Origin of the sequence: Streptomyces coryli (genome assembly GCF_011044975.1) — a bacterium.
GTDB lineage: Bacteria > Actinomycetota > Actinomycetes > Streptomycetales > Streptomycetaceae > Streptomyces > Streptomyces coryli.
The window spans coordinates 12,867-34,030 of the sequence record NZ_JAAKZV010000046.1 but is presented as its reverse complement, the minus strand read 5'-3'; the positions used below and the strand labels follow the sequence as shown (position 1 = coordinate 34,030).

Genomic DNA, 21,164 nt, shown 5'->3' with positions numbered 1-21,164 from the left:
CGGCGCCGCGGCGGCCCTCCACGGGTCTCAGACGGAGGCCGTATCACCTGGCGCGGGCAGGACGTGGCGGACGAACTTGCCGTTGTTCCAGTCCCACTTGACCTTGGCCTGCTGATCGGGACAGCAGCGCGGCACGTCCTTCGAGGAGTAGCCGAGGATTGTGGCCGAAATCTCACCATCACGGACCGAGAAGTGACTCACGGTCATGCCGTCCTTGGGATCGACCAGTGTGGCGAGCACGCGCGGCGGCGCGTCCTTCGCGGCCGGCTCGCCGAGGATGTACGCGCCGCTGGGCGGCGTGCCGATGCCGGCGGGGCAGCGGACCACGGCGGCGGTCTCGGGCCGGCCGTCGTGGTCGAGGTCGGCGGAGCCCTGGGCCTGGACCTGGGGGCGGTGCTCGCCGCCGCAGCGCAATCCGGGGTAGAAGGCGGTACTCGGGTCGGGCCCGCGTAGTTGCTTGCCGTCGGCGGCCTGGGTGGCGCCGGCATCGTCGGGCTGGATCAGCGCGGAGCCGGCGACGACGGCCGCCAGGGCAGCGGCGGTCGCGATCCAGTGGGCCGGGCGGAAGCGGGTGTGCGGGAGTTCTGCGCCTTCCAGGTGCTGCACGCGGAGGGTCTCCTGGGATAGCTGCGGCCGTGGGGGTGGCCAGCATGTTGCCAGAACGGGGCGGCCCAAGGAAGGACCGCCACCCGTTCAGCTCCGCTGTGGCGCCGGGAGAAGAAATCCGGGGGCTTCGCCCTCGGACCCCGTTACCCTCTACCGCTGTTGGGACCGCTGTAGTCCTCGCCGTACGCGCCCGGGGCGGGGCGGCGGCGGCGCATCGGCGGCTCGACGCCGTCCGCGAGGCGGCGGGCGGTGAGCAGGAAGCCGGTGTGCCCGATCATGCGGTGGTCGGGGCGGACCGCGAGGCCTTCGATGTGCCAGTTGCGGACCATCGTCTCCCACGCCGCGGGCTCGTTGAAGGAGCCGTATTCGCGGATCGTCTCCACGGTGCGGGCGAGCTGCGTGGTGGTGGCGACGTACGCGCACAGCAGGCCGCCGGGGACGAGCGCCTTCGAGACCGCGTCGATGCACTCCCAGGGGGCGAGCATGTCGAGGATGACGCGGTCGACCTCGGTGTCGCTGAGATTGTCCTGGAGATCGCCGACGGTGAGCTGCCAGGCGGGGTGCGGGGCGCCGAAGTAGCGCTCCACGTTCTCCTTCGCGATTTTCGCGAAGTCCTCGCGGCGCTCGTAGCTGTGCAGCATGCCCTGGTCGCCGATGGCGCGCAGCAGGAACATCGACAGCGATCCGGAGCCGACGCCGGCCTCGACGACGCGGGCGCCGGCGAAGATGTCGGCGAAGGCGAGGATCTGCCCGGCGTCCTTGGGATAGACAACGGCAGCGCCGCGGGGCATGGACAGGACGTAGTCGGGGAGCAGGGGGCGCAGCGCGAGATAGGCGACGTTCCCGGTGGTGCGCACGACGGTGCCCTCGGGGGCGCCGATCAGCTCGTCATGGGGGAAGGAACCCTTGTGGGTGTGAAAGGCCTTCCCGGCCTCGAGCGTGAACGTGTAGTGGCGGCCCTTGGGGTCGGTCAGCTGCACCTGGTCCCCGACCTGGAAGAGCCCACGTCGGCGGGCGGCACCGGTCGGTTCGGACATAGTCCCAGCGTACAGGCCTGGGGACGGGCCGGACGCCACGGGCTACTGCGGCTGCCGCGCCATTGCCTGGACGAAGGCCTTCTCCACGTCGGCGGTCGACAGCACCCCGTAGATCTCGCCCGTCTCCTCCACCACCAGGTATTCCGTCGCGGGCGATGCGCGCATGTGTTCCAGGAGTTCCTCGCCGGTCAGCTCCGCCGAGACCCGCATGCCGTCCTTGAGGTCCTGGGTGAGGCCGGAGACGGCCACCCAGGGGCGGCGGTGCGCGGGGATCTCGGCGATCGCAGCCTCGCGGACGACGCCGGTCGGGGTGCCCTGGCCGTCGACGACGACGAGGGCCCGGGCGCCGGCGTCGTTCGCGCGGCGCAGGGCCTCGGACAGCGGCGTGTCGGAGGTGACCGGGGCGGCGCGGCGGGTGAGGACGCGGGCGCGGAGGTCGGGGAGGCGTTCGCGGAGGCGGGCCATGCGGAGGCTGTTGCCGGCGCCGGTCCAGATGATCGCGGCCAGGATCGCGCCCAGGAGCGCGTCCATGATGGAGTCGGCGCTGGAGATGTCGTCGCCACCGCGGGAGCGGGTGAGCATCGGCAGGCCGACCAGTACGGCGAGGGCGAGCGCGCGGCCGACCCAGGCGGCGGCGACGGTGCCGGTCATCGGCTTGCCGCTGACCTTCCAGATGACGGCGCGGAGCATCCGCCCGCCGTCCAGGGGCAGGCCCGGCAGCAGGTTGAAGACGGCGACGATCAGGTTGGAGACCATCAGGCCCGCGAGCAGCACGGCCGGGATGGTGCGCGGCTCGACCAGTTGCAGGGCGCCGTAGAAGACACCGGAGAGGACCAGAGAGAGCAGCGGCCCGGCGAAGGCGAGCCAGAACTCGCGGCCCGGGGTCTCGGATTCCTTCTCGATCTCCGATACGCCACCGAAGAACTGCAGCTGGATGCGGCGGACCGGGAGCTTGTAGTGCAGCGCGACGATGGTGTGGGCGAGTTCGTGCACCAGCACGGAGGCGTAGAAGGCGACCGCGAAGAACAGCGCGACGAGGTAGCGCTCGCCGCCGATGCCCGGCAGCACGCGCTCCAGCTGGCCGCCGAAGACCCAGGTGATGAGGGCCGCCACGAGGAACCAGCTGGGCGCCACGTAGACCGGCACCCCGAAGGGCCGTCCCATGAGGATACCGCCCCCGCGCTCTGCCGGGCGGCTCTCCTTGCGGTCCTCGGCCACTGGTCTCCCCTCGTGCTGTTCAAGCAGCAAGCCCCGTACGGCGCCGACCCGCGGTCCGGCACCTGCCGTCGATGGTATGCCGCGGCTGTCGGTGGCGGGCCGTAGGGTCGTACACCATGAGTACCCGCACCGGCACCGAGGATCACCCGGAACGTCCCGCGCCGGACCCGGCCGCGCCGTCGCTGTCGCCCTCCCGGGCGAGCGATTTCATGACGTGTCCGCTGCTGTATCGCTTCCGCGTGATCGACCGGCTGCCGGAGAAGCCGCGCCCGGCCGCCACCAAGGGGACGCTGGTGCACTCCGTGCTGGAGCGGCTCTTCGATGCCCCGGCGGACGAGCGGACGGCGCCGCGGGCGCGAGGTCTGGTGCGGCCCGAGTGGGAGCGGATGCTGGCCGCCAAGCCGGAGCTGAAGGAGCTGTTCGCCGGTGCCGGCGAGGCCGAGCAGATGGCGGCGTGGCTGGCCGAGGCCGAGGCGCTGGTCGAGCGGTGGTTCACGCTGGAGGACCCGGCGCGGCTCGAGCCGGCCGAGCGCGAGCTGTGGGTGGAGACGGAGCTGGAGTCGGGGCTGCGGCTGCGCGGGGTGATCGACCGGATCGACGTGGCGCCGACGGGCGAGATCCGCGTCGTCGACTACAAGACGGGCAAGGCCCCGCCGGAGCAGTACGCGTCGGGTGCGCTGTTCCAGATGAAGTTCTACGCACTGGTGCTGTGGCGGCTGAAGGGCGTGGTGCCGCGGCGGCTGCAGCTGGTCTATCTGGGCAGCGGCGATGTGCTGACGTACGACCCGGATGAACGCGATCTGCTCGGCGTGGAGCGCAAGGTGCTCGCGCTGTGGAAGGCGATCGAGCAGGCCATGGCGGCCGGTGAGTGGCGGCCGCGGAAGTCCAAGCTGTGCGACTGGTGCGACTTCCAGGAGTTCTGCCCGGAGTACGGGGGCACGCCGCCGCCGTATCCCGGTGCTCAGGTGCCGCAGCCGCGCCCGGCCGAGGACGGCGGGGATGGCCAGGGCAGAATGGGCGGGACTTAAGGCAATAAGGAGCTTCTCGTGGCCATTCGCGTACTGCTCGTCGACGACCAGCCGCTGCTGCGCACCGGTTTCCGCATGATCCTCGAAGCCGAGCAGGACATCGCCGTCGTGGGCGAGGCCGGCGACGGGCTGCAGGCGCTCGACCAGGTGCGGGCGCTGCAGCCTGATGTGGTGCTGATGGACATCCGGATGCCGCGGATGGACGGCGTGGAGGCGACCCGGCAGATCACCGGCCCGGCGAAGGACGGCCCGGCGAAGGTGCTGGTGCTGACCACCTTCGACCTGGACGAGTATGTGGTCGAGGCGCTGCGCGCGGGCGCCAGTGGCTTCCTGCTGAAGGACGCGCCGGCGGCGGAGCTGGTGCAGGCCATCCGGGTGGTGGCGGCCGGCGAGGCGATGCTGGCGCCGTCGATCACGCGGCGGCTGCTCGACAAGTACGCGGGGAAGCTGCCCTCCGGCGAGGAGCAGGTCCCGGACACGCTGCACACCCTCACCGAGCGCGAGGTCGAGGTGCTGAAGCTGGTGGCGCGCGGCCTGTCGAATGCGGAGATCGCGGCGGATCTGTTCGTCAGCGAGACGACGGTGAAGACGCATGTCGGCCATGTGCTGACCAAGCTGGGCCTGCGCGACCGGGTGCAGGCGGCGGTGTATGCGTACGAAAGCGGGCTGGTGCGCCCGGGCGCTCAGTAGCGTCCGGGCGCTCCGCGCCTACTCGTCGTCCTCGCCCTTCTCGATCTCCCAGAAGCGGAAGACGGTCGAGGCGTCGATGGTGTTCTCCAGGCCGAGGATGTTCTCCTTGGCCACCGCGTACTGCTTGCCCTGCCACAGCGGGATGACCGGCACGTCGGCGGCCACCTTGTCCTGGACCTTGCCGAAGTCGCCGACGGTGCTGCCGCGGTCGGGCTGGGCCGCGGTCTCCGGGATCAGGCTGTCGGTGATCTCGCCCGGGTCGTAGTTGTTGCCCAGGACGTTGTCCTTGCCGAAGAACGGCGAGGTGAAGTTGTCCGGATCCGGGTAGTCCGGCACCCAGCCGCGCACGTACACGCCGAACTTGCCGTCCTTCACGGACTTGTCCCACTGCTCCAGCGGCACGGACTTCATGTCGGCGTCGAAGAGGCCGCTGGCGTTGAGCTGCTTGGCGATCTTCTTGAACGACGGCACGGTGCCGGGCCCGAAGCGCTCCGGCGGCGCGTACAGGGTGACCTTGACCTTGCCGCTGTGCCCGCCGCCGCGCAGCGCCTGCCGGGCCTTGGCGACGTCGGGGCGGCCGCCGTACGTGTCGTAGAAGGCGGTGTTGTGGCCCGCGATGCCCGCCGGGACGATCGAGTAGAGCGGCTCGGCCGTGCGCTCGTATACGTCGCGGACCAGGGCGCTGCGGTCGATGAGGTACGCCATCGCCTTGCGGACGGACGCGTCGCCGCCGACCGGGTCGTCCATGTTGAAGACCAGGTGCTGGACCTCGGCGCCGGTGCCCTCGACGACGTTGATCTTCTGGGCGCCCTCGTCGCCGCCGAGCTGCTTGGCCTGCAGGTCGGCGATGTCCTTCATGGCCAGACCGCGGTAGGCGAGGTCGACGTCGCCGCTCTCCAGGGCGGACTTGAGCTTGCCGGTGTCGCCGTGGAAGAGCTTCAGCGTCATGCCGGAGTTACGGGCCTCGGCCGTGCCCTTGTAGTCCGGGTTGACCGAGAAGACGGCCTCGTTCTTGCCGTACTTGTCGAGCTTGTAGACGCCGGAGCCGACCGCCTTGCCGTCCTTGCGGAGCTTGTCGGCCGGGTATTCGGTGTGGTCGACGATCGAGCCGGCGCCGGACGCGATCTTCATGGGGAAGGTGGCGTCGGCGTACTTCAGCTTGAAGGTGACGGTCTTGGCGTCCGGCGTCTCCACCGTGCCGATGGAGGCGAGCATGGCCGACGCGGGGCCGCCCTCGTCCGCGATCCGCACGGTGCGGTCGAAGGAGTACTTGACGTCCTTCGAGGTCAGCTTGTTGCCGTTGGAGAACTTCAGGCCGTCCCTGAGCTTGCAGGTGAAGACCTTGCTGCCGGTGCCCTCGAAGTTGCAGGACTGGGCGGCCTCGGGCTCCGGCTCGGTGCCGCCGTTGGGGAAGCTGAGCAGCGACTGGAAGACGTTGTTGAACACCAGCCAGGAGCCCACGTCATAGCCGGAGGCCGGGTCGATGGCGGTGACCTCGTCGGTCATCCCCATGACGACCTCGTCGCCGCTGCCGGCGGCCTCACCGGAGTCGGAGCCGCAGCCGGTGGCGAGCAGGGCTATCGCGAGTGTCACGCCGGCCGGGGCGGCCAGACGCGGCAAACGATTGATCACGTACGTGTTTCCCTTGCGTGTTGTCCTGTTGCTACCGGCCCGGTCGGGGCCGGCGTCACTCACCGATGCCGCGGCGGAGTTCCCACATCTGCAGCGTCGACGACGCGTTCAGTGCCCATTCGACGCCCGTGATGTTGTCGCGGGCGGCGACATACTGCTTGCCCTGCCACAGCGGCAGGATCGGCACGTCGGCGGCCATGATTTCCTGGACCTTCTCGAAGTCCTTGGTGGTGCGCTCCCGCTGGACCTGCTTGCGGGTCTTGGTGATCAGCCCGTCGATGGTGGAGTTCCGGTACGGGCTGCCCTTGCCCATGAAGTTGTCCTTGCCGAAGAACGGCGCGGAGTAGTTGTCCGGGTCGGCGAAGTCGGGGAACCAGCCCATGCCGTAGACGGCGTAGTCGCCGCGCTTGGACGCCGGGTTGTACTGCTCCCACGGCACGCCCTTGACCTTGGCGTCGAACAGCCCCGAGTCGTTGAGCTGCTTCTGCAGCAGCTCGAACTCCTGCTTGGTCACCGTGCCGTAGTGGTCGGTGGTGTAGCTCAGGGTGACCTTGACGGGCTTGTCGATGCCGGCGCCGCGGAGGATGTCGCCGGCCTTCTTCGGGTCCGGGTCGCCGTAGACGTCGTAGAAGGCGGTGCTGTGTCCGCCCATGCCGCGCGGGATGAGGGAGTAGAGCGACTCGGCGGTGCGCTGGTAGACCTCGCGGGTGAGCTGGTCGCGGTCGATGACCTGCGCCATGGCGCGGCGGACCGCCTTGTTCTTCACCGAGGGGTCGTCGGTGTTGAAGGTGAGGTAGCGGATCTCCTGGCCGCCCTGCTCGACGAACTTGATGTCCTTCGGGGCGCGCACCCGCAGCCGGGTGACCTGGGAGGGGTTCAGGCTGCGGCTCATCAGGTCGATGCGGTCGCCCTTGAGCGCCTTCTCCATCGCGACGCCGGTCTTGTAGTAGCTGACCTCGACCTGGTCGTTCTGGACCTGCAGGGCGCCCTTGTAGTGCTTGTTACGGGAGTAGACCGACTTCACGGCCTTGCCGCCCTTGGTCTGCACATCCAGGGCGTACGGGCCGGATCCGACGATCTTCAGGCCCTTGTAGAAGCCCTTGGCCGGGTACACCTCCTGGTCGACGATCGCGGCCGCGGGGGTGGCGAGCTTCGACGGGAAGGTGGCGTCCGGGGACTTCAGGTGGAAGACGACCGACTTGTCGTCGGGGGTCTCGACCTTGTCGACGTTGGTGAGGAGCGAGTACGGGCCGTTCTCGTACCGGATGCCGAGCATCCGGTCGAAGGAGAACTTCACGTCCTGGGAGGTGAGCTCGTGCCCGTTGGAGAACTTCATCCCGGAGCGCAGGTCGCAGCGGTACTGCTCGCCCTGCCGGTCGGTGAACTCGCAGCTCTTCGCCGCGTCCGGCTCCGGCTCCGTGCCGGTGCGGGGCATCCGCATCAGCGTCTGGAAGGTGCTCTGCAGCACGTTCCACGTGTTGATGTCGTACGCGGCCACCGGGTCGAGCGGCGCGGGGTTGTCCTTCGACACCATCAGGCCGTCGGTGGTGCCGACGCGGATGGCTTCGCCTTCGCTGTCGGAGCCGCTGTCGTCGCCGCAGGCGGCGAGCACCGGGGCAAGAAGTCCGATCAGGGCAGCGGGCACCACCAGCGTCTTACGGATCATCGTCGACTTTCTCCCTCATCAAGTTCCCCGCAGACCTTAGTGCGCCCCTGAAGGCGCAATACGCCGCAGTGAACTTGGAGGAAATCACTCCCCGAATACACGCGATAGCGCTGCGAAATCCCGTCCGGGGAATCATCCTCGCGGATGGTGACCAAACGGGACACATGGCAGGCCCCAGCACCCTCGCATGCGGCGCAGGACCATAGCCGACCACGGCTGTCGACCTCTCCGCAAGTGACAAAGCTCACTTTGTCAACAGCCGCCTCTGGGGCCGGAATTCGGCCATCCGGAGGCTTCCGACGAATTGTTGAAGCGATGCCTGTGGTGCCGATGAATTCTCAGTGCATGTGCGTGATCACGGAGCGCAGAAAAGGCAGATCGACTTCTTCGAGGGAACCCACGATGCGGCGGCCGGCGGCCGGCTCGATCGGCACCACGGACGGCACCGCCACCACCCGGCAGCCGGCGGCCTCGGCGGCCGCGACGCCGGTGGCGGTGTCCTCGACCACGGCGCACCGGGCCGGGTCCACGCCGAGCCCGGCGGCGGCCATCAGATACGGGTCGGGGTGCGGCTTCGTACGGGTCAGCCCGGCGTCGTCACCGGCGACGGTGAGGCGGAAGTGCTCGGCGCCGAGCGAGTGCAGCATCCGGTCGATGATGCGGCGGTGCGAGGCGGAGACCAGCGCGGTGGGGATGCCGTGCGCGGTGAGCTCCTTCAGCAGCCGGCGGGCGCCGGGCATCAGCTCGACGCCGCGGGTGATGCGGGCCTCGAAGCGGTCGTTGAGCAGGACGGTCAGCTCGGGCAGGGTGATGTCGGCGCCGGTGGCCTCGATGAGGTACGTGGCGCTGCGCGACATGGGGCCGCCGACGACGACCTCGCGGTGCTCGTCGCCGAGCACGTGACCGAGGTCGGCGAAGACCTCGGACTCGGCGTCCCACCAGAAGCCCTCGGTGTCGACGAGGGTGCCGTCCATGTCCAGCAGGACAGCTTCAAGTCCTGCGCCTGCCGCCGAACGGGGGTCGACGGCCGGGATGCTGCTTGTCATCCGTACACCTCCCACAAGGGGCGCGAAGGCCGGTCGCCGCGGGGCGACCGGCCTGTTCCGGACGGACCAGTGTAAGCCGAGTGTCCGGATTGCGCGGTGTGAGTTTTTTCGCGGACCGTTCCAAGGCCTCAGCGGGCGTTGAAGTACTTCGCTTCCGGGTGGTGGATGACGATCGCGTCCGTGGACTGCTCCGGGTGCAGCTGGAACTCCTCCGAGAGCTTCACGCCGATCCGCTCCGGCTCCAGCAGCGCCGCGATCTTGGCGCGGTCCTCGAGGTCGGGGCAGGCGCCGTAGCCGAGGGAGAAGCGGGCGCCGCGGTACTTCAGGTCGAACATGCCCGCCATCTCCTCCGGGTCCTCCCCCGCGTAGCCGAGCTCGGCGCGGACCCGCGCGTGCCAGTACTCGGCGAGGGCCTCGGCGAGCTGGACGGACAGGCCGTGCAGCTCCAGGTAGTCACGGTAGGAGTCGGACTCGAAGAGCTTCGCGGTCTCCTCGCCGATCCGCGAGCCGACGGTGACGACCTGGAAGCCGACGACGTCCACCTCGCCCGACTCCTCCGGCCGGAAGAAGTCCGCGAGGCACAGCCGGCGGCCGCGGCGCTGGCGCGGGAAGGTGAAGCGGGTGCGCTCCGAGCCGTCCTCGTGCAGCACGATCAGGTCCTCGCCCTTGGAGACGCAGGGGAAGTAGCCGTGCACGACGCCGGCCTCGAGCAGGTTCTTGGTGTGCAGCTCGTCCAGCAGGGCGCGCAGCCGCGGCCGGCCCTCGGTCTCGACCAGCTCCTGGTACGAGGGGCCGTCGCCCTTGCGGCTCTCCTTCAGCCCCCACTGGCCCTTGAACAGGGCGCCCTCGTCCAGCCACGAGGCGTACTCCTTGAGCTGGATGCCCTTGGAGACCCGGGTGCCCCAGAACGGCGGCGTGGGAACGGGGTTGTCGACGGCGACGTCCGAGCGGACCGGGCCCTCGTCCTCGCTGACCTGCAGCACGGCGGCGGTGTCCCGCTTCGGCACCCGGCGCTGCTTGAGCTCGGGCAGCGAAGCGCCCGGCACGCCGCGCTTGACGGCGATCAGGGCGTCCATCAGGCGCAGGCCCTCGAAGGCGTCGCGGGCGTAGCGGACCTCGCCCTCGTAGACCTCGTGCAGGTCCTGCTCCACGTACGCGCGGGTCAGCGCGGCACCGCCGAGGATGACCGGGAAGTCGGCGGCCAGCTTGCGCTGGTTGAGCTCCTCCAGGTTCTCCTTCATGATCACCGTGGACTTCACCAGCAGCCCGGACATGCCGATCACATCGGCCCGGTGCTCCGCGGCGGCGTCCAGGATCGCCGAAACCGGCTGCTTGATGCCGAGGTTGACGACGTTGTAGCCGTTGTTGGACAGGATGATGTCGACGAGGTTCTTGCCGATGTCGTGCACATCGCCGCGCACGGTGGCGAGCACGATGGTGCCCTTGCCCTCGTCGCCCTCGACCTTCTCCATGTGCGGCTCGAGGTAGGCGACCGCGGTCTTCATCACCTCGGCGGACTGCAGCACGAACGGCAGCTGCATCTGCCCGGAGCCGAAGAGCTCGCCGACCACCTTCATGCCGGCCAGCAGCGTGTCGTTGACGATGTCGAGCGCCGGGCGCTCGGCGAGCGCCTCGTCGAGGTCGGCCTCCAGGCCGTTCTTCTCGCCGTCGATGATCCTGCGCTGCAGCCGCTCGTCCAGCGGCAGTTCGGCCAGCTCCTCGGCCTTCGACGCACGCAGCGACTTGGCGGTGGCGCCCTCGAACAGCTCCATCAGCTTCTGCAGCGGGTCGTAGCCCTCCGCGCGACGGTCGTAGACGAGGTCGAGCGCAGCCTTGACCTGCTCCTCCTCCAGCCGCGCGATCGGCAGGATCTTCGACGCGTGCACGATCGCCGAGTCCAGGCCCGCCTTCACGCACTCATCCAGGAAGACGGAGTTGAGCACGATCCGCGCGGCCGGATTCAGCCCGAAGGAGATATTCGACAGCCCCAGCGTCGTCTGCACGTCCGGGCGCCGGCGCTTCAGCTCCCGGATCGCCTCGATCGTCGCGATCCCGTCCTTACGGGACTCCTCCTGACCGGTGCAGATCGTGAAGGTCAGGCAGTCGATGAGGATGTCGGATTCCTGGATGCCCCAGTTCCCGGTCAGATCCTCGATCAGCCGCTCGGCGATGGCGACCTTGTTCTCGACCGTACGGGCCTGGCCCTCCTCGTCGATGGTCAGCGCGATCAGCGCGGCGCCGTGCTCCTGGGCGAGGCGGGTGACCTTGGCGAACCGCGACTCGGGGCCGTCGCCGTCCTCGTAATTCACGGAGTTGATTACCGCGCGACCGCCGAGCTTCTCCAGGCCGGCCTGGATCACGGGGACCTCGGTGGAGTCCAGCACGATCGGCAGCGTGGAGGCGGTGGCGAAGCGCCCGGCCAGCTCCTGCATGTCGGCGACGCCGTCCCGGCCCACGTAGTCCACACACAGGTCGAGCATGTGCGCGCCCTCGCGGATCTGGTCGCGGGCCATCTCCACACAGTCGTCCCAGCGGCCCTCCAGCATGGCCTCGCGGAACTTCTTCGACCCGTTGGCGTTCGTCCGCTCCCCGATCGCCAGATACGACGTGTCCTGTCGGAACGGGACGGTCTGGTAGAGCGAGGCGGCGCCGGGCTCGGGGCGCGGCTCGCGCTCCGCCGGGGTCAGGTCGCGGACCCGCTCGACGACCTGGCGCAGGTGCTCAGGCGTCGTACCGCAGCAGCCGCCGATCAGCGACAGCCCGTACTCGTTGACGAACGACTCGTGCGCGTCGGCCAGCTCCGGCGCGGTCAGCGGGTAGTGCGCGCCGTTCTTGCCGAGCACCGGGAGACCGGCGTTGGGCATGCAGGTCAGCGGAATACGGGAGTGCCGGGCGAGATAGCGCAGGTGCTCGCTCATCTCGGCAGGCCCGGTGGCGCAGTTCATGCCGATCAGGTCGATACCCAGCGGCTCCAGCGCGGTGAGCGCGGCGCCGATCTCGGAGCCGAGCAGCATCGTGCCGGTGGTCTCCACGGTGACGGAGACGATCAGCGGCAGGTCGGCGCCGGTGGCGTCGAGCGCGCGCCGGGCGCCGAGCACGGCGGCCTTGGTCTGCAGCAGGTCCTGGGTGGTCTCCACCAGCAGCGCGTCGGTGCCGCCGGCGATCATGCCCTCGGCGTTCTGCTGGTAGGCGTCCCTGAGGGTGGTGTACGGGGCGTGGCCCAGGGTCGGCAGCTTGGTGCCGGGGCCCATCGAGCCGAGCACCCAGCGCAGCCGGCCGTCCTTGGCCGTAAAGCCGTCGGCGGCTTCGCGGGCGATCCGCACGCCGGATTCCGACAGCTCGAAGATGCGGTCCTCGATGTCGTACTCGGCGAGGGCGGCGTAGTTGGCGCCGAAGGTGTTGGTGCCGACGCAGTCGACGCCGGCGGCGAAGTACTCCTCGTGCACCGAGCGGACGATGTCGGGGCGGGTGGCGTTCAGGACCTCGTTGCACCCCTCCAGCTGCTGGAAGTCCTCCATGGTGGGGTCCTGCGCCTGGAGCATCGTGCCCATCGCGCCGTCGGCGACGACGACCCGGGAGGCCAGAGCCTCGCGGAGGGCGTTGGCGCGGGCCTGCTGGGCGGCGGCGGCGCTGGGGCTGGAGGTGGGCACGGTCGGCTGCGAAGCCATGGAGAGTCTCCCTGGAGTGCGACGGCTGTCGGCTATGCGCGGCCGCATGGGGCGGCGCACGCGGGCCAGCCTACTCGGCCCCTGTCACAGGGAGCGCGCCGGTTTTCCGCCCGGGCGAGCCACGGGCGGCAATGCCCGCTAGTGTTTGGCATTGCCGACCGGTATGACTGTCCTTGCATGATCATCCGCATCCGCCATCCGTGACGGGAGGCTTCCACCGATGGCACGTTCCATCCAGTCGCTCGAGCGGGCGGCTGCGGTGCTGCGTCTGCTCGCGGGGGGCGAGCGGCGACTCGGCCTGTCCGAGATCGCCTCCGCGCTCGACCTCGCCAAGGGCACCGCCCACGGCCTGCTGCGCACGCTGCAGCAGGAGGGCTTCGTGGAGCAGGAGCCGGTCTCCGGGCGCTATCAGCTCGGCGCCGAGCTGCTCCGCCTCGGCAACAGCTACCTCGACGTGCACGAGCTGCGCGCCCGCGCGCTGCCCTGGACCGACGATCTGGCCCGCTCCAGCGGCGAGGCGGTCTTCCTCGGGGTGCTGCACCAGCAGGGCGTGCTGATCGTGCACCACGTCTTCCGCCCCGATGACAGCCGGCAGGTGCTGGAGATAGGCGCGATGCGGCCGCTGCACTCCACGGCGCTCGGCAAGGTGCTCTCCGCGTACGACCCGGTGGCGCACTCCGAGGCGCTCGACGCCGGCATGGAGCAGCTGACATCGCGCACGCTGACCGACGCCGCGGAATTCGAGAAGGAGCTCGATCTGACCCGGGCCCGCGGCTGGGCCGGCGATGTCGAGGAGACCTGGGACGGGGTGGCGTCGATCGCGGCGCCGATCCATGACCGCCGGCGGATGCCGGTGGGGGCCGTCGCGCTCACCGGGGCGGTGGAGCGGGTGTGTTCGGACGCCGGTAACGCCGAGCTCAGGGCCGATCTGGTGGCCGCCGTACGGGACTGTGCGCGTGCCGTTGCTCGCGATCTCGGCGCCGACCGGTTCTAGTGGATCTTCACGAGTGAGTTACCTCTCACACACCTCTTGACGCACCGGTTACAGCGGGGAAAACTGCCGTTCGACGGTCGGCATTGTCGAACACCTGACGACATTAGTCGTAGGATGGACGTCCGCGGACCGGATATCACTCATCTGGATCTGACAGACAAAGGAGTCGCGGGTGTCCAGCTCCGACATCTTCATCGGCGAGGTGATCGGCACTGCCGTGCTGATCCTCCTCGGCGGCGGCGTGTGTGCCGCGGTTACGTTCAAAAAGTCCAAGGCCTTTGAAGCGGGCTGGGTCGCCATCGCGCTCGGCTGGGGTTTCGCGGTCATGACCGCCGCGTACATCTCCGGCCCGGTCTCCGGCGCGCACCTGAACCCGGCGGTCACCGTCGGCATCGCCATCAAGGACGACGACTGGAGCGACGTCCCGCTCTACTTCCTCGGCCAGATCCTCGGCGCCATGATCGGCGCGGTCCTGGTCTGGATCGCCTACTACGGCCAGTTCCTCGCCCACCTCACCGACCGCGAGGTCGTCGGCGGCCCGGGCGCCCAGGACCTCAAGGCCGTCGAGGCCCAGGAGAAGGGCGCGGGCCCGGTGCTCGGCGTCTTCTCCACGGGTCCGGAGATCCGTAACACCTGGCAGAACCTGGCCACCGAGATCATCGCCACCATCGTCCTGGTGCTCGCGATCCTCACCCAGGGCCTGAGCGACAACGGCAAGGGCCTCGGCGTCATCGGCGCCCTGATCACCGCCTTCGTCGTGGTCTCCATCGGCCTCTCGCTCGGCGGCCCGACCGGTTACGCCATCAACCCGGTCCGCGACCTCGGCCCGCGCATCGTGCACGCGCTGCTGCCGCTGCCGAACAAGGGCGGCTCGGACTGGTCGTACGCCTGGATCCCGGTCGCGGGTCCGCTGATCGGCGGCGCGATCGCGGGCGGCATCTACCAGCTCGCCTTCGCCTGACCGATCGCAGATACGTCAAGCAACCGACACAACGACGTTTCGGAGAAACCGTGACCGACGCACACACCGCAGGCCCGTTCATCGCCGCGATCGACCAGGGCACCACCTCTTCCCGCTGCATCGTCTTCGACAAGGACGGCCGTATCGTCGCCGTCGACCAGAAGGAGCACGAGCAGATCTTCCCGAAGCCGGGATGGGTCGAGCACGACGCCAAGGAGATCTGGACCAACGTCCAGGAGGTCGTCGACGGCGCCGTCAGCAAGGCGGGCATCACGTCCGCCGACGTGAAGGCCATCGGCATCACCAACCAGCGCGAGACCACTCTGCTCTGGGACAAGAACACCGGCGAGCCGGTGCACAACGCCATCGTCTGGCAGGACACCCGCACCGCCGAGCTCTGCCGCGAGCTGGGCCGCAACGTCGGCCAGGACCGCTTCCGCCGCGAGACCGGGCTGCCGCTGGCCTCGTACTTCGCCGGCCCGAAGATCCGCTGGCTGCTGGACAACGTCGACGGGCTGCGCGAGCGCGCCGAGGCCGGCGACATCCTCTTCGGCACCATGGACTCCTGGGTCATCTGGAACCTGACCGGCGGCGTCAACGGCGGCGTGCACGTCACCGACGTCACCAACGCCTCCCGCACCCTGCTGATGAACCTGCACACCATGGCCTGGGACGACAAGATCCTCTCCTCCATGGACGTGCCGGCCGCGGTGCTCCCGGAGATCCGCTCCTCCGCCGAGGTCTACGGCGAGGCCGCCTCCGGCGCGCTGCAGGGCGTCCCGGTCGCCTCGGCGCTCGGCGACCAGCAGGCGGCCCTCTTCGGCCAGACCTGCTACGCGGAGGGCGAGGCCAAGTCGACGTACGGCACCGGCACCTTCCTGCTGATGAACACCGGCGACGAGCCGGTGAACTCCTACAACGGCCTGCTCACCACGGTCGGTTACCAGATCGGCGACAACAAGCCGGTCTACGCGCTCGAGGGCGCCATCGCCGTCACCGGCTCGCTGGTGCAGTGGATGCGCGACCAGATGGGCCTGATCTCGACGGCTGCCGAGATCGAGACCCTGGCGCTTTCGGTGGAGGACAACGGTGGCGCGTACTTCGTCCCGGCGTTCTCCGGCCTCTTCGCCCCGTACTGGCGCGACGACGCCCGCGGCGTGATCGCGGGCCTGACCCGGTACGTCACCAAGGCGCACCTGGCCCGCGCGGTGCTGGAGGCCACGGCCTGGCAGACCCGCGAGATCGTCGACGCCATGACGAAGGACTCGGGCGTGGAGCTGACGGCCCTCAAGGTCGACGGCGGCATGACCTCCAACAACCTGCTGATGCAGAACCTCTCGGACTTCCTCGACGCACCCGTGGTGCGCCCCCTGGTCGCCGAGACCACCTGCCTCGGCGCGGCCTACGCCGCCGGCCTCGCGGTCGGCTTCTGGCCGGACACCGACGCGCTGCGGGCCAACTGGCGCCGTGCCGCGGAGTGGACTCCCCAGATGGACGACGACACCCGCAAGCGCGAATACAAGAGCTGGCTCAAGGCCGTCGAGCGGACCATGGGCTGGATCGAAGAAGACAGCAAGGAGTAGTACGAGATGAGCACCCCGCAGAGCGCAGTCCCTGCCCTTGGGACGCACCCGGCTGCCGGCACCAACCCGAGCCGCGCCGAGACCAGAGAGCTCCTGTCGCGTGCGACGTACGACCTCCTGGTCATCGGCGGCGGGATCCTGGGCACCTCTGTTGCCTGGCATGCCGCGCAGTCGGGTCTGCGGGTGGCCATGGTGGACGCCGGCGACTTCGCCGGCGCCACCTCCTCCGCCTCCTCCAAGCTCGTCCACGGCGGTCTGCGCTACCTGCAGACCGGCGCGGTGAAGCTGGTGGCGGAGAACCACCACGAGCGCCGGGTGCTGGCCAAGGACGTGGCCCCGCACCTGGTCAACCCCCTCACCTTCTACCTGCCCGTGTACAAGGGCGGCCCGGTCGGCGCCGCCAAGCTGGGCGCGGGCGTGTTCGCGTACTCGGCGCTGTCCGCCTTCGGGGATGGCGTCGGGCATGTGCTGTCGCCGGCGAAGGCGCAGGCGGCGAACCCGGCGCTGCGTACGGATAATTTGAAGGCCGTCGCGGTCTACCACGACCACCAGATGAACGACTCGCGGATGGCCGTGATGACGGTCCGGGCGGCGGTCGAGTCGGGTGCGGTGGTGCTGAACCACGCGGAGGTGACCGGCCTGCGCTTCAGCGGCGGGAAGGTCTCCGGCGCGGAGCTGAAGGACCGCACGGACGGCACCGAGTTCGGCGTGAACGCGCGGGTGGTGCTGAACGCGACCGGCCCGTGGGTGGACCACCTGCGGAAGATGGAGTCGGCGAAGGCCGCCCCGTCGATCCGGCTGTCGAAGGGCGCGCACATCGTCCTCAAGCGGAAGTCGCCGTGGAAGGCCGCGATGGCCACCCCGATCGACAAGTTCCGCATCACCTTCGCGCTGCCGTGGGAGGACCAGCTGCTGCTGGGGACGACGGACGAGGTCTACGAGGGCGACCCGGCGGATGTCCGCGCCGAGGAGAAGGACATCCAGCAGATCCTGGACGAGGCCGCCTTCTCGGTACGGGACGAGGACCTGGACCGCTCGCTGATGACGTACGCCTTCGCGGGCCTGCGGGTGTTGCCTGGCGGCCCCGGGGGTGTCGAGAAGGCCAAGCGCGAGACGGTCGTGACGGAGGGCGCCGGCGGCATGCTCTCGGTCGCGGGCGGCAAGTGGACCACGTACCGGCACATCGGCCGCGTGGTGATGAACAAGCTGGCGCAGCTCCCCGGCAGCCTCCTCGCCGAGGACATGGAGCCGGTGAAGTCCCTGGTCCGCCGCACCCCGCTGCCCGGTATCGCGAACCCGAACGCGGTCGCGCACCGGCTGCTGGTCGACCGCGACCCGGGCGCACGGATGGACCCGCTGACGGCCCGCCACCTGGCCACCCACTACGGCTCGCTGTCCTTCGACATCGCCCGCCTGGTGAACGAGAACCCGGACCTCGGCGAGCGCATCCACCCGGACGGCCCGGAGATCTGGGCGCAGGTGGTGTACGCCCGCGACCACGAGTGGGCGGAGACGGTCGACGACGTGCTGCGTCGCCGTACGACGCTGACGATCCGCGGCCTGGACACGGATGCCGTGCGGGACGGCGTGGAGAAGGTGCTGGCAGCTCGCCGGTCCTGAGGCCTGACCGCTGGAAGACAGACTGAGGGGAGAGGCGCCACGGGGGCGCCTCTCCCCTCAGTCTTACCCCATAATGTGCGCAGACCTCGGATGTCTGAGGACGTCCAAGGGGACTGGACTGGGAGGGTGCACATGGCGGTCACCGACGAGGCGATCGAGAAGATCAAGGGGATGATCGTCACCGGCGCGCTGCGGCCTGGCGACCGGCTTCCCAAGGAGGCCGAGCTCGCCGCCGACCTGGGGCTTTCGCGCAATTCGCTGCGTGAGGCGGTGCGGGCCCTGGCCCTGATGCGGATCCTTGACGTGCGACAGGGTGACGGCACGTATGTCACCAGCCTGGACTCCCAGCTGCTGCTGGAGGCGCTGGGTTTCGTGGTCGACTTCCATCGGGATGACACGGTGCTGGAGCTGCTGGCCGTGCGTCGGATCCTGGAGCCGGCGGCTACGGCGCTGGCTGCTGCGGCGGTGGATGAGGCGGAGCTGGATGCGCTGGAGGCCGAGCTGGAGGAGCTGGGTCCGGCGCCTTCGGTGGAGGATCTGGTCGCGTGCGACTTGGAGTTCCACCGGCGGATTGTGCGGGCTTCGGGGAATTCGGTGCTGTCGTCGCTGCTGGATGGATTGTCGGGGCCTACGGCGCGGGCGCGGATCTGGCGGGGGCTGACGCAGGAGGATGCGGTGAGCCGGACCCTGACGGAGCACCGGGCGATCCTGGCGGCGCTGCGGGCGAGGGATGCGGAGGCTGCGCGGTCGTGGTCGACGGTGCATATTGCGGGGGTTGAGCTTTGGCTTAAGCGGACCCTCTAGCGTTTGTGTTCCCTGCGACGCGCCGGAACCATATGCTTGCGCGACAACCAGACCCAGTAACTCCCCACCGCTGCTGGAAGTTGACGGCTACACGGGGGCCAGACCGGTTGGAGTGCTGCCGATGTCCGAGCTGTTGGCTGTTGCGAACGAGATCGTTCCGTATCTGGCTGCGGGTGCAGCCACCGTAACCACGGTGGCCCAGACGCGAATCGCCGAACATGTGGTCAACGCCGGTGAGGCCTATCTCTCGGACCGGCTCGGCTCCAGCGGCCGGCGACGCGACCGGGATGCCGCCGAGCAGATCCGCAATCTGTCCGATGAAGCGCGTCGCGCCCTGGCGGAGGCGATCTGCAGCTGGCTACTGGCAGGCGACCTGACTGCTGAGGCGCTACGACGTGAGATCGAGCGCACGGACAGCGGTGACCGCAGGGGCCATGGTCCCAGCATGTCGGGCGGTGAGGTCAGTGCGGAGGGGCCCGGCGCAGTGGCCATCGGCGTTGCCGGGCAAGCAAATGTCTACAACTGGCCGTCGAAAAGTGAGCGCCACGGCACCTCGCATTCGGACGATGAGCAGTGAACGATGCAGCCCCGAGGCCTGATGGGTCGAGCCGTGGTCGACGGCTTCTGGCACGTGTCCACGCGTTGGGCGCCGGAGCAGTCGCAGTCGGGGAGACGCCTTCCGTACGGGTCACAAATAGCTGGTGGCACGTCGAATTACCCTTGCCCACAGCGGAGCAGTGGGCAAGGGTCGGCAGCTCCATACCGGTAATCCTGGCTGCCGCAGCAGCCGTTTACGTCGGAGTGAATAAACCCGATGTCCCCATGCTTGACCTGGCCGGCGCAATCACCTTACTGGTGGTCTCATTTGCCGCCGCCACCTGGCAACTTATCTGGGTTCGGCAGAGCAGCGAGAATGACGCCCCGGCCACTGGGTTACGAGCAGGCAAAGCATTCAAGACATTTCGCAGTTTCGCCTTCGCTCTCCCCTTCCCACTACTCATCGCCGGAGTGATCTGGACTGAGCTCGTGCGGGACACAGGCGAAGTGGATGTCACGGGCCGGACCCACATTTCCCCGAAGGTCGTGCAGAACGGCGACACGCTGACGGTAACCCTGGAAGGCCAACCTAATCGCCACCGACTCCGGCTGACCCTACGGGCCGCGGATGCGCCAGGCGACTGGTCAGGGTCGCAATTCTGCGTACCTGAAACCCAATTGGGCGTTGCACTTCTGGGAGGAAATGGCAAGGCTCAAGCGGAGCGAGTCGATTCCGGTGAACATGTAGACCTGCGCCTCGGCGGTTCAACCAAGGTCCGCGCGCAGATCACCGTGCATACGGACCTCGGGTGTCACATGGAAGTGTCCGTGCTGAAAGCCGTACTGCATGACTGAGAGGCGAAAGGGATTGTGATGAGACATCGGCCCGGCCCCTTTTCGCTCGCGGCGACAGCGATGATCCTGGCTTTGACCATTGCCCTGATCATCGTAAGTTGCGGCGGAGACGAGGCCGACGAGACAAAGGAGCGCCTGACGGTTGCAACCCAAAAGAACCTGCCTGGGATCGCCTGGGTTCCGCCGAACAGCTACAAGCGGTCCGGATTTGATCATCAGTTATCGCAGCGCATCGGAGAAGAGTTAGGCGCCAAAGTGAATCCGCTCGACATCCCCATAGGCGATCGGGTAACGGTGCTCACAGAAAGTGATGCCGATCTGGCGATCGCGGCCTTCTCGATCACTGCTGACCGAATGAAAAAGATAGACTTCGCCGGACCGTACATAACCACATACCAGGGATTCCTCACTGGCAAACAGAGCCCCAACATTAGATCCGCCCATGACCTCAAGGGTCGACGGATATGCGCTTGGGCCGACACCACCAATCTCACCCCGCTTAGGGGCCTTGACGTCGAAGTGGTACAGAAGGAGGATGCGACGGATTGCATAACGGCAGTTACCAAGAATGAAGTCGACGCATTCTCCACCGACCAGCTACTCCTTTACGGGTTCGCCGATCGGTACGCCTCGAAAGGGCTGAAAGTCGTGCCGAAACTGACGGTCGGCGCTCCACAGCATTATGGGATCGGATTGCCGAAGAAGGACCGCGCGCGCTGCAAACTGATACGTGATTACCTGAAGCGGTACGTGAACGGCACCGAATGGATCACGGACATCCAAGCGAACCTCCCCAAGGTTGTTCAGACATTGCCGGACTGGCAGAACCACCTCAAGCCGACTAACGCAGCGATCGACGCCAGGTCATGCAGGGATGCGCCCAATCCCTAGCTGCGCTACCGCGTTGTGGTCTCAACCCGCTGGCCTGGTGGCGGGGGCTTGGCATCGGATGGTGACGGCTGCGCTGCCGTCGTGCGACTAGTCCCGGTGCAGGAAACGGGGGGCCTCCTACGGGAGGAGTGGGGGCGGCTGGGCACGTAGCGCTGCCGGGTGACGGAGCTGCGGAGGACGGCAGGCAGGCAGGCAGGCAGGCAGGCAGGCAGGCAGGGCGAACGCCACCCGGCCGCCTAAGCCAACCCCCTCCCCCACTCCTCCCGTAGGAGGCCATCCGTTTCTGGCGCCGGGCCCAATGGTGGGACGGCAGCGCGGCCGTCACCAT

General features: G+C 68.7%; 17 protein-coding genes. 10 read left to right on the top strand and 7 right to left on the bottom strand.

The window, feature by feature from the left end:
- Nucleotides 1-27 precede the first annotated feature (27 nt).
- The 3 genes from G5C51_RS13475 to G5C51_RS13465 form a co-directional block, all read right to left on the bottom strand.
- Complete coding sequence (locus G5C51_RS13475) at nucleotides 28-606, bottom strand: hypothetical protein (RefSeq protein WP_165236836.1); 579 nt, start codon at nucleotides 604-606, stop codon at nucleotides 28-30.
- A 143-nt stretch (nucleotides 607-749) separates the two neighbouring features.
- Nucleotides 750-1,643, bottom strand: a complete 894-nt coding sequence (locus G5C51_RS13470; RefSeq protein ID WP_165236834.1) for a tRNA (adenine-N1)-methyltransferase — start codon at nucleotides 1,641-1,643, stop codon at nucleotides 750-752.
- A gap of 42 nt (nucleotides 1,644-1,685) precedes the next feature.
- Complete coding sequence (locus G5C51_RS13465) at nucleotides 1,686-2,807, bottom strand: site-2 protease family protein (RefSeq protein ID WP_206313784.1); 1,122 nt, start codon at nucleotides 2,805-2,807, stop codon at nucleotides 1,686-1,688.
- A gap of 170 nt (nucleotides 2,808-2,977) precedes the next feature.
- Here G5C51_RS13465 and G5C51_RS13460 point away from each other — a divergent pair, with 170 nt between their 5' ends.
- Nucleotides 2,978-3,889 (top strand): RecB family exonuclease, encoded by a 912-nt coding sequence (locus G5C51_RS13460; RefSeq protein WP_165236830.1) that lies wholly within the window; start codon nucleotides 2,978-2,980, stop codon nucleotides 3,887-3,889.
- Between the two features lie 18 nt (nucleotides 3,890-3,907).
- On the top strand, nucleotides 3,908-4,579 hold the full coding sequence (locus G5C51_RS13455) for a response regulator (RefSeq protein WP_165236828.1): 672 nt from the start codon (nucleotides 3,908-3,910) through the stop codon (nucleotides 4,577-4,579).
- An 18-nt stretch (nucleotides 4,580-4,597) separates the two neighbouring features.
- On the opposite strand, the gene G5C51_RS13450 is transcribed toward G5C51_RS13455, so the two are convergent.
- The 4 genes from G5C51_RS13450 to metH form a co-directional block, all read right to left on the bottom strand.
- Entirely contained in the window at nucleotides 4,598-6,211 is a 1,614-nt protein-coding gene (locus G5C51_RS13450) for an ABC transporter substrate-binding protein (RefSeq protein WP_165236826.1), read from the bottom strand.
- 55 nt (nucleotides 6,212-6,266) lie between these two features.
- Nucleotides 6,267-7,877 (bottom strand): ABC transporter substrate-binding protein, encoded by a 1,611-nt coding sequence (locus G5C51_RS13445; RefSeq protein ID WP_206313783.1) that lies wholly within the window; start codon nucleotides 7,875-7,877, stop codon nucleotides 6,267-6,269.
- A gap of 338 nt (nucleotides 7,878-8,215) precedes the next feature.
- Complete coding sequence (locus G5C51_RS13440; protein WP_165236824.1) at nucleotides 8,216-8,923, bottom strand: HAD family hydrolase; 708 nt, start codon at nucleotides 8,921-8,923, stop codon at nucleotides 8,216-8,218.
- Nucleotides 8,924-9,051: 128 nt separating this feature from the next.
- Nucleotides 9,052-12,591, bottom strand: coding sequence for a methionine synthase (metH, locus tag G5C51_RS13435; RefSeq protein WP_165236822.1), 3,540 nt, complete (start codon nucleotides 12,589-12,591; stop codon nucleotides 9,052-9,054).
- Between the two features lie 220 nt (nucleotides 12,592-12,811).
- On the opposite strand from metH, the gene G5C51_RS13430 reads away from it, so the two are divergent.
- From G5C51_RS13430 to G5C51_RS13395, 8 genes are all read left to right on the top strand, one after another.
- Nucleotides 12,812-13,585, top strand: coding sequence for an IclR family transcriptional regulator (locus G5C51_RS13430; protein ID WP_165236820.1), 774 nt, complete (start codon nucleotides 12,812-12,814; stop codon nucleotides 13,583-13,585).
- A gap of 172 nt (nucleotides 13,586-13,757) precedes the next feature.
- Nucleotides 13,758-14,546, top strand: a complete 789-nt coding sequence (locus G5C51_RS13425; RefSeq protein ID WP_165236818.1) for an MIP family channel protein — start codon at nucleotides 13,758-13,760, stop codon at nucleotides 14,544-14,546.
- A gap of 50 nt (nucleotides 14,547-14,596) precedes the next feature.
- Nucleotides 14,597-16,129, top strand: coding sequence for a glycerol kinase GlpK (gene glpK, locus G5C51_RS13420; RefSeq protein WP_165236816.1), 1,533 nt, complete (start codon nucleotides 14,597-14,599; stop codon nucleotides 16,127-16,129).
- Between the two features lie 6 nt (nucleotides 16,130-16,135).
- On the top strand, nucleotides 16,136-17,749 hold the full coding sequence (locus G5C51_RS13415; RefSeq protein ID WP_165236814.1) for a glycerol-3-phosphate dehydrogenase/oxidase: 1,614 nt from the start codon (nucleotides 16,136-16,138) through the stop codon (nucleotides 17,747-17,749).
- Nucleotides 17,750-17,881: 132 nt separating this feature from the next.
- Nucleotides 17,882-18,553 (top strand): FadR/GntR family transcriptional regulator, encoded by a 672-nt coding sequence (locus G5C51_RS13410; protein WP_165236812.1) that lies wholly within the window; start codon nucleotides 17,882-17,884, stop codon nucleotides 18,551-18,553.
- A gap of 121 nt (nucleotides 18,554-18,674) precedes the next feature.
- A complete protein-coding gene (locus G5C51_RS13405; protein WP_165236810.1) occupies nucleotides 18,675-19,130 on the top strand; it encodes a hypothetical protein in 456 nt (151 codons plus the stop codon).
- A 245-nt stretch (nucleotides 19,131-19,375) separates the two neighbouring features.
- The gene (locus G5C51_RS13400) at nucleotides 19,376-19,945 is read left to right on the top strand and encodes a hypothetical protein (RefSeq protein WP_165236808.1); all 570 of its coding nucleotides are present in this window, start codon (nucleotides 19,376-19,378) and stop codon (nucleotides 19,943-19,945) included.
- Between the two features lie 72 nt (nucleotides 19,946-20,017).
- Nucleotides 20,018-20,836 (top strand): transporter substrate-binding domain-containing protein, encoded by an 819-nt coding sequence (locus tag G5C51_RS13395; protein ID WP_165236806.1) that lies wholly within the window; start codon nucleotides 20,018-20,020, stop codon nucleotides 20,834-20,836.
- Nucleotides 20,837-21,164: the final 328 nt, after the last annotated feature.

Bases quoted from the DNA above. Each gene is read 5' to 3' on its own strand.
- G5C51_RS13470 (WP_165236834.1), bottom strand. From the start codon at position 1,643: ATGTCCGAACCGACCGGTGCCGCCCGCCGACGTGGGCTCTTCCAGGTC.
- G5C51_RS13465 (WP_206313784.1), bottom strand. From the start codon at position 2,807: ATGGGACGGCCCTTCGGGGTGCCGGTCTACGTGGCGCCCAGCTGGTTC.
- G5C51_RS13460 (WP_165236830.1), top strand. From the start codon at position 2,978: ATGAGTACCCGCACCGGCACCGAGGATCACCCGGAACGTCCCGCGCCG.
- G5C51_RS13445 (WP_206313783.1), bottom strand. From the start codon at position 7,877: ATGATCCGTAAGACGCTGGTGGTGCCCGCTGCCCTGATCGGACTTCTT.
- G5C51_RS13440 (WP_165236824.1), bottom strand. From the start codon at position 8,923: ATGACAAGCAGCATCCCGGCCGTCGACCCCCGTTCGGCGGCAGGCGCA.
- metH (WP_165236822.1), bottom strand. From the start codon at position 12,591: ATGGCTTCGCAGCCGACCGTGCCCACCTCCAGCCCCAGCGCCGCCGCC.
- G5C51_RS13430 (WP_165236820.1), top strand. From the start codon at position 12,812: ATGGCACGTTCCATCCAGTCGCTCGAGCGGGCGGCTGCGGTGCTGCGT.
- G5C51_RS13415 (WP_165236814.1), top strand. From the start codon at position 16,136: ATGAGCACCCCGCAGAGCGCAGTCCCTGCCCTTGGGACGCACCCGGCT.
- G5C51_RS13410 (WP_165236812.1), top strand. From the start codon at position 17,882: ATGGCGGTCACCGACGAGGCGATCGAGAAGATCAAGGGGATGATCGTC.
- G5C51_RS13405 (WP_165236810.1), top strand. From the start codon at position 18,675: ATGTCCGAGCTGTTGGCTGTTGCGAACGAGATCGTTCCGTATCTGGCT.
- G5C51_RS13400 (WP_165236808.1), top strand. From the start codon at position 19,376: ATGCTTGACCTGGCCGGCGCAATCACCTTACTGGTGGTCTCATTTGCC.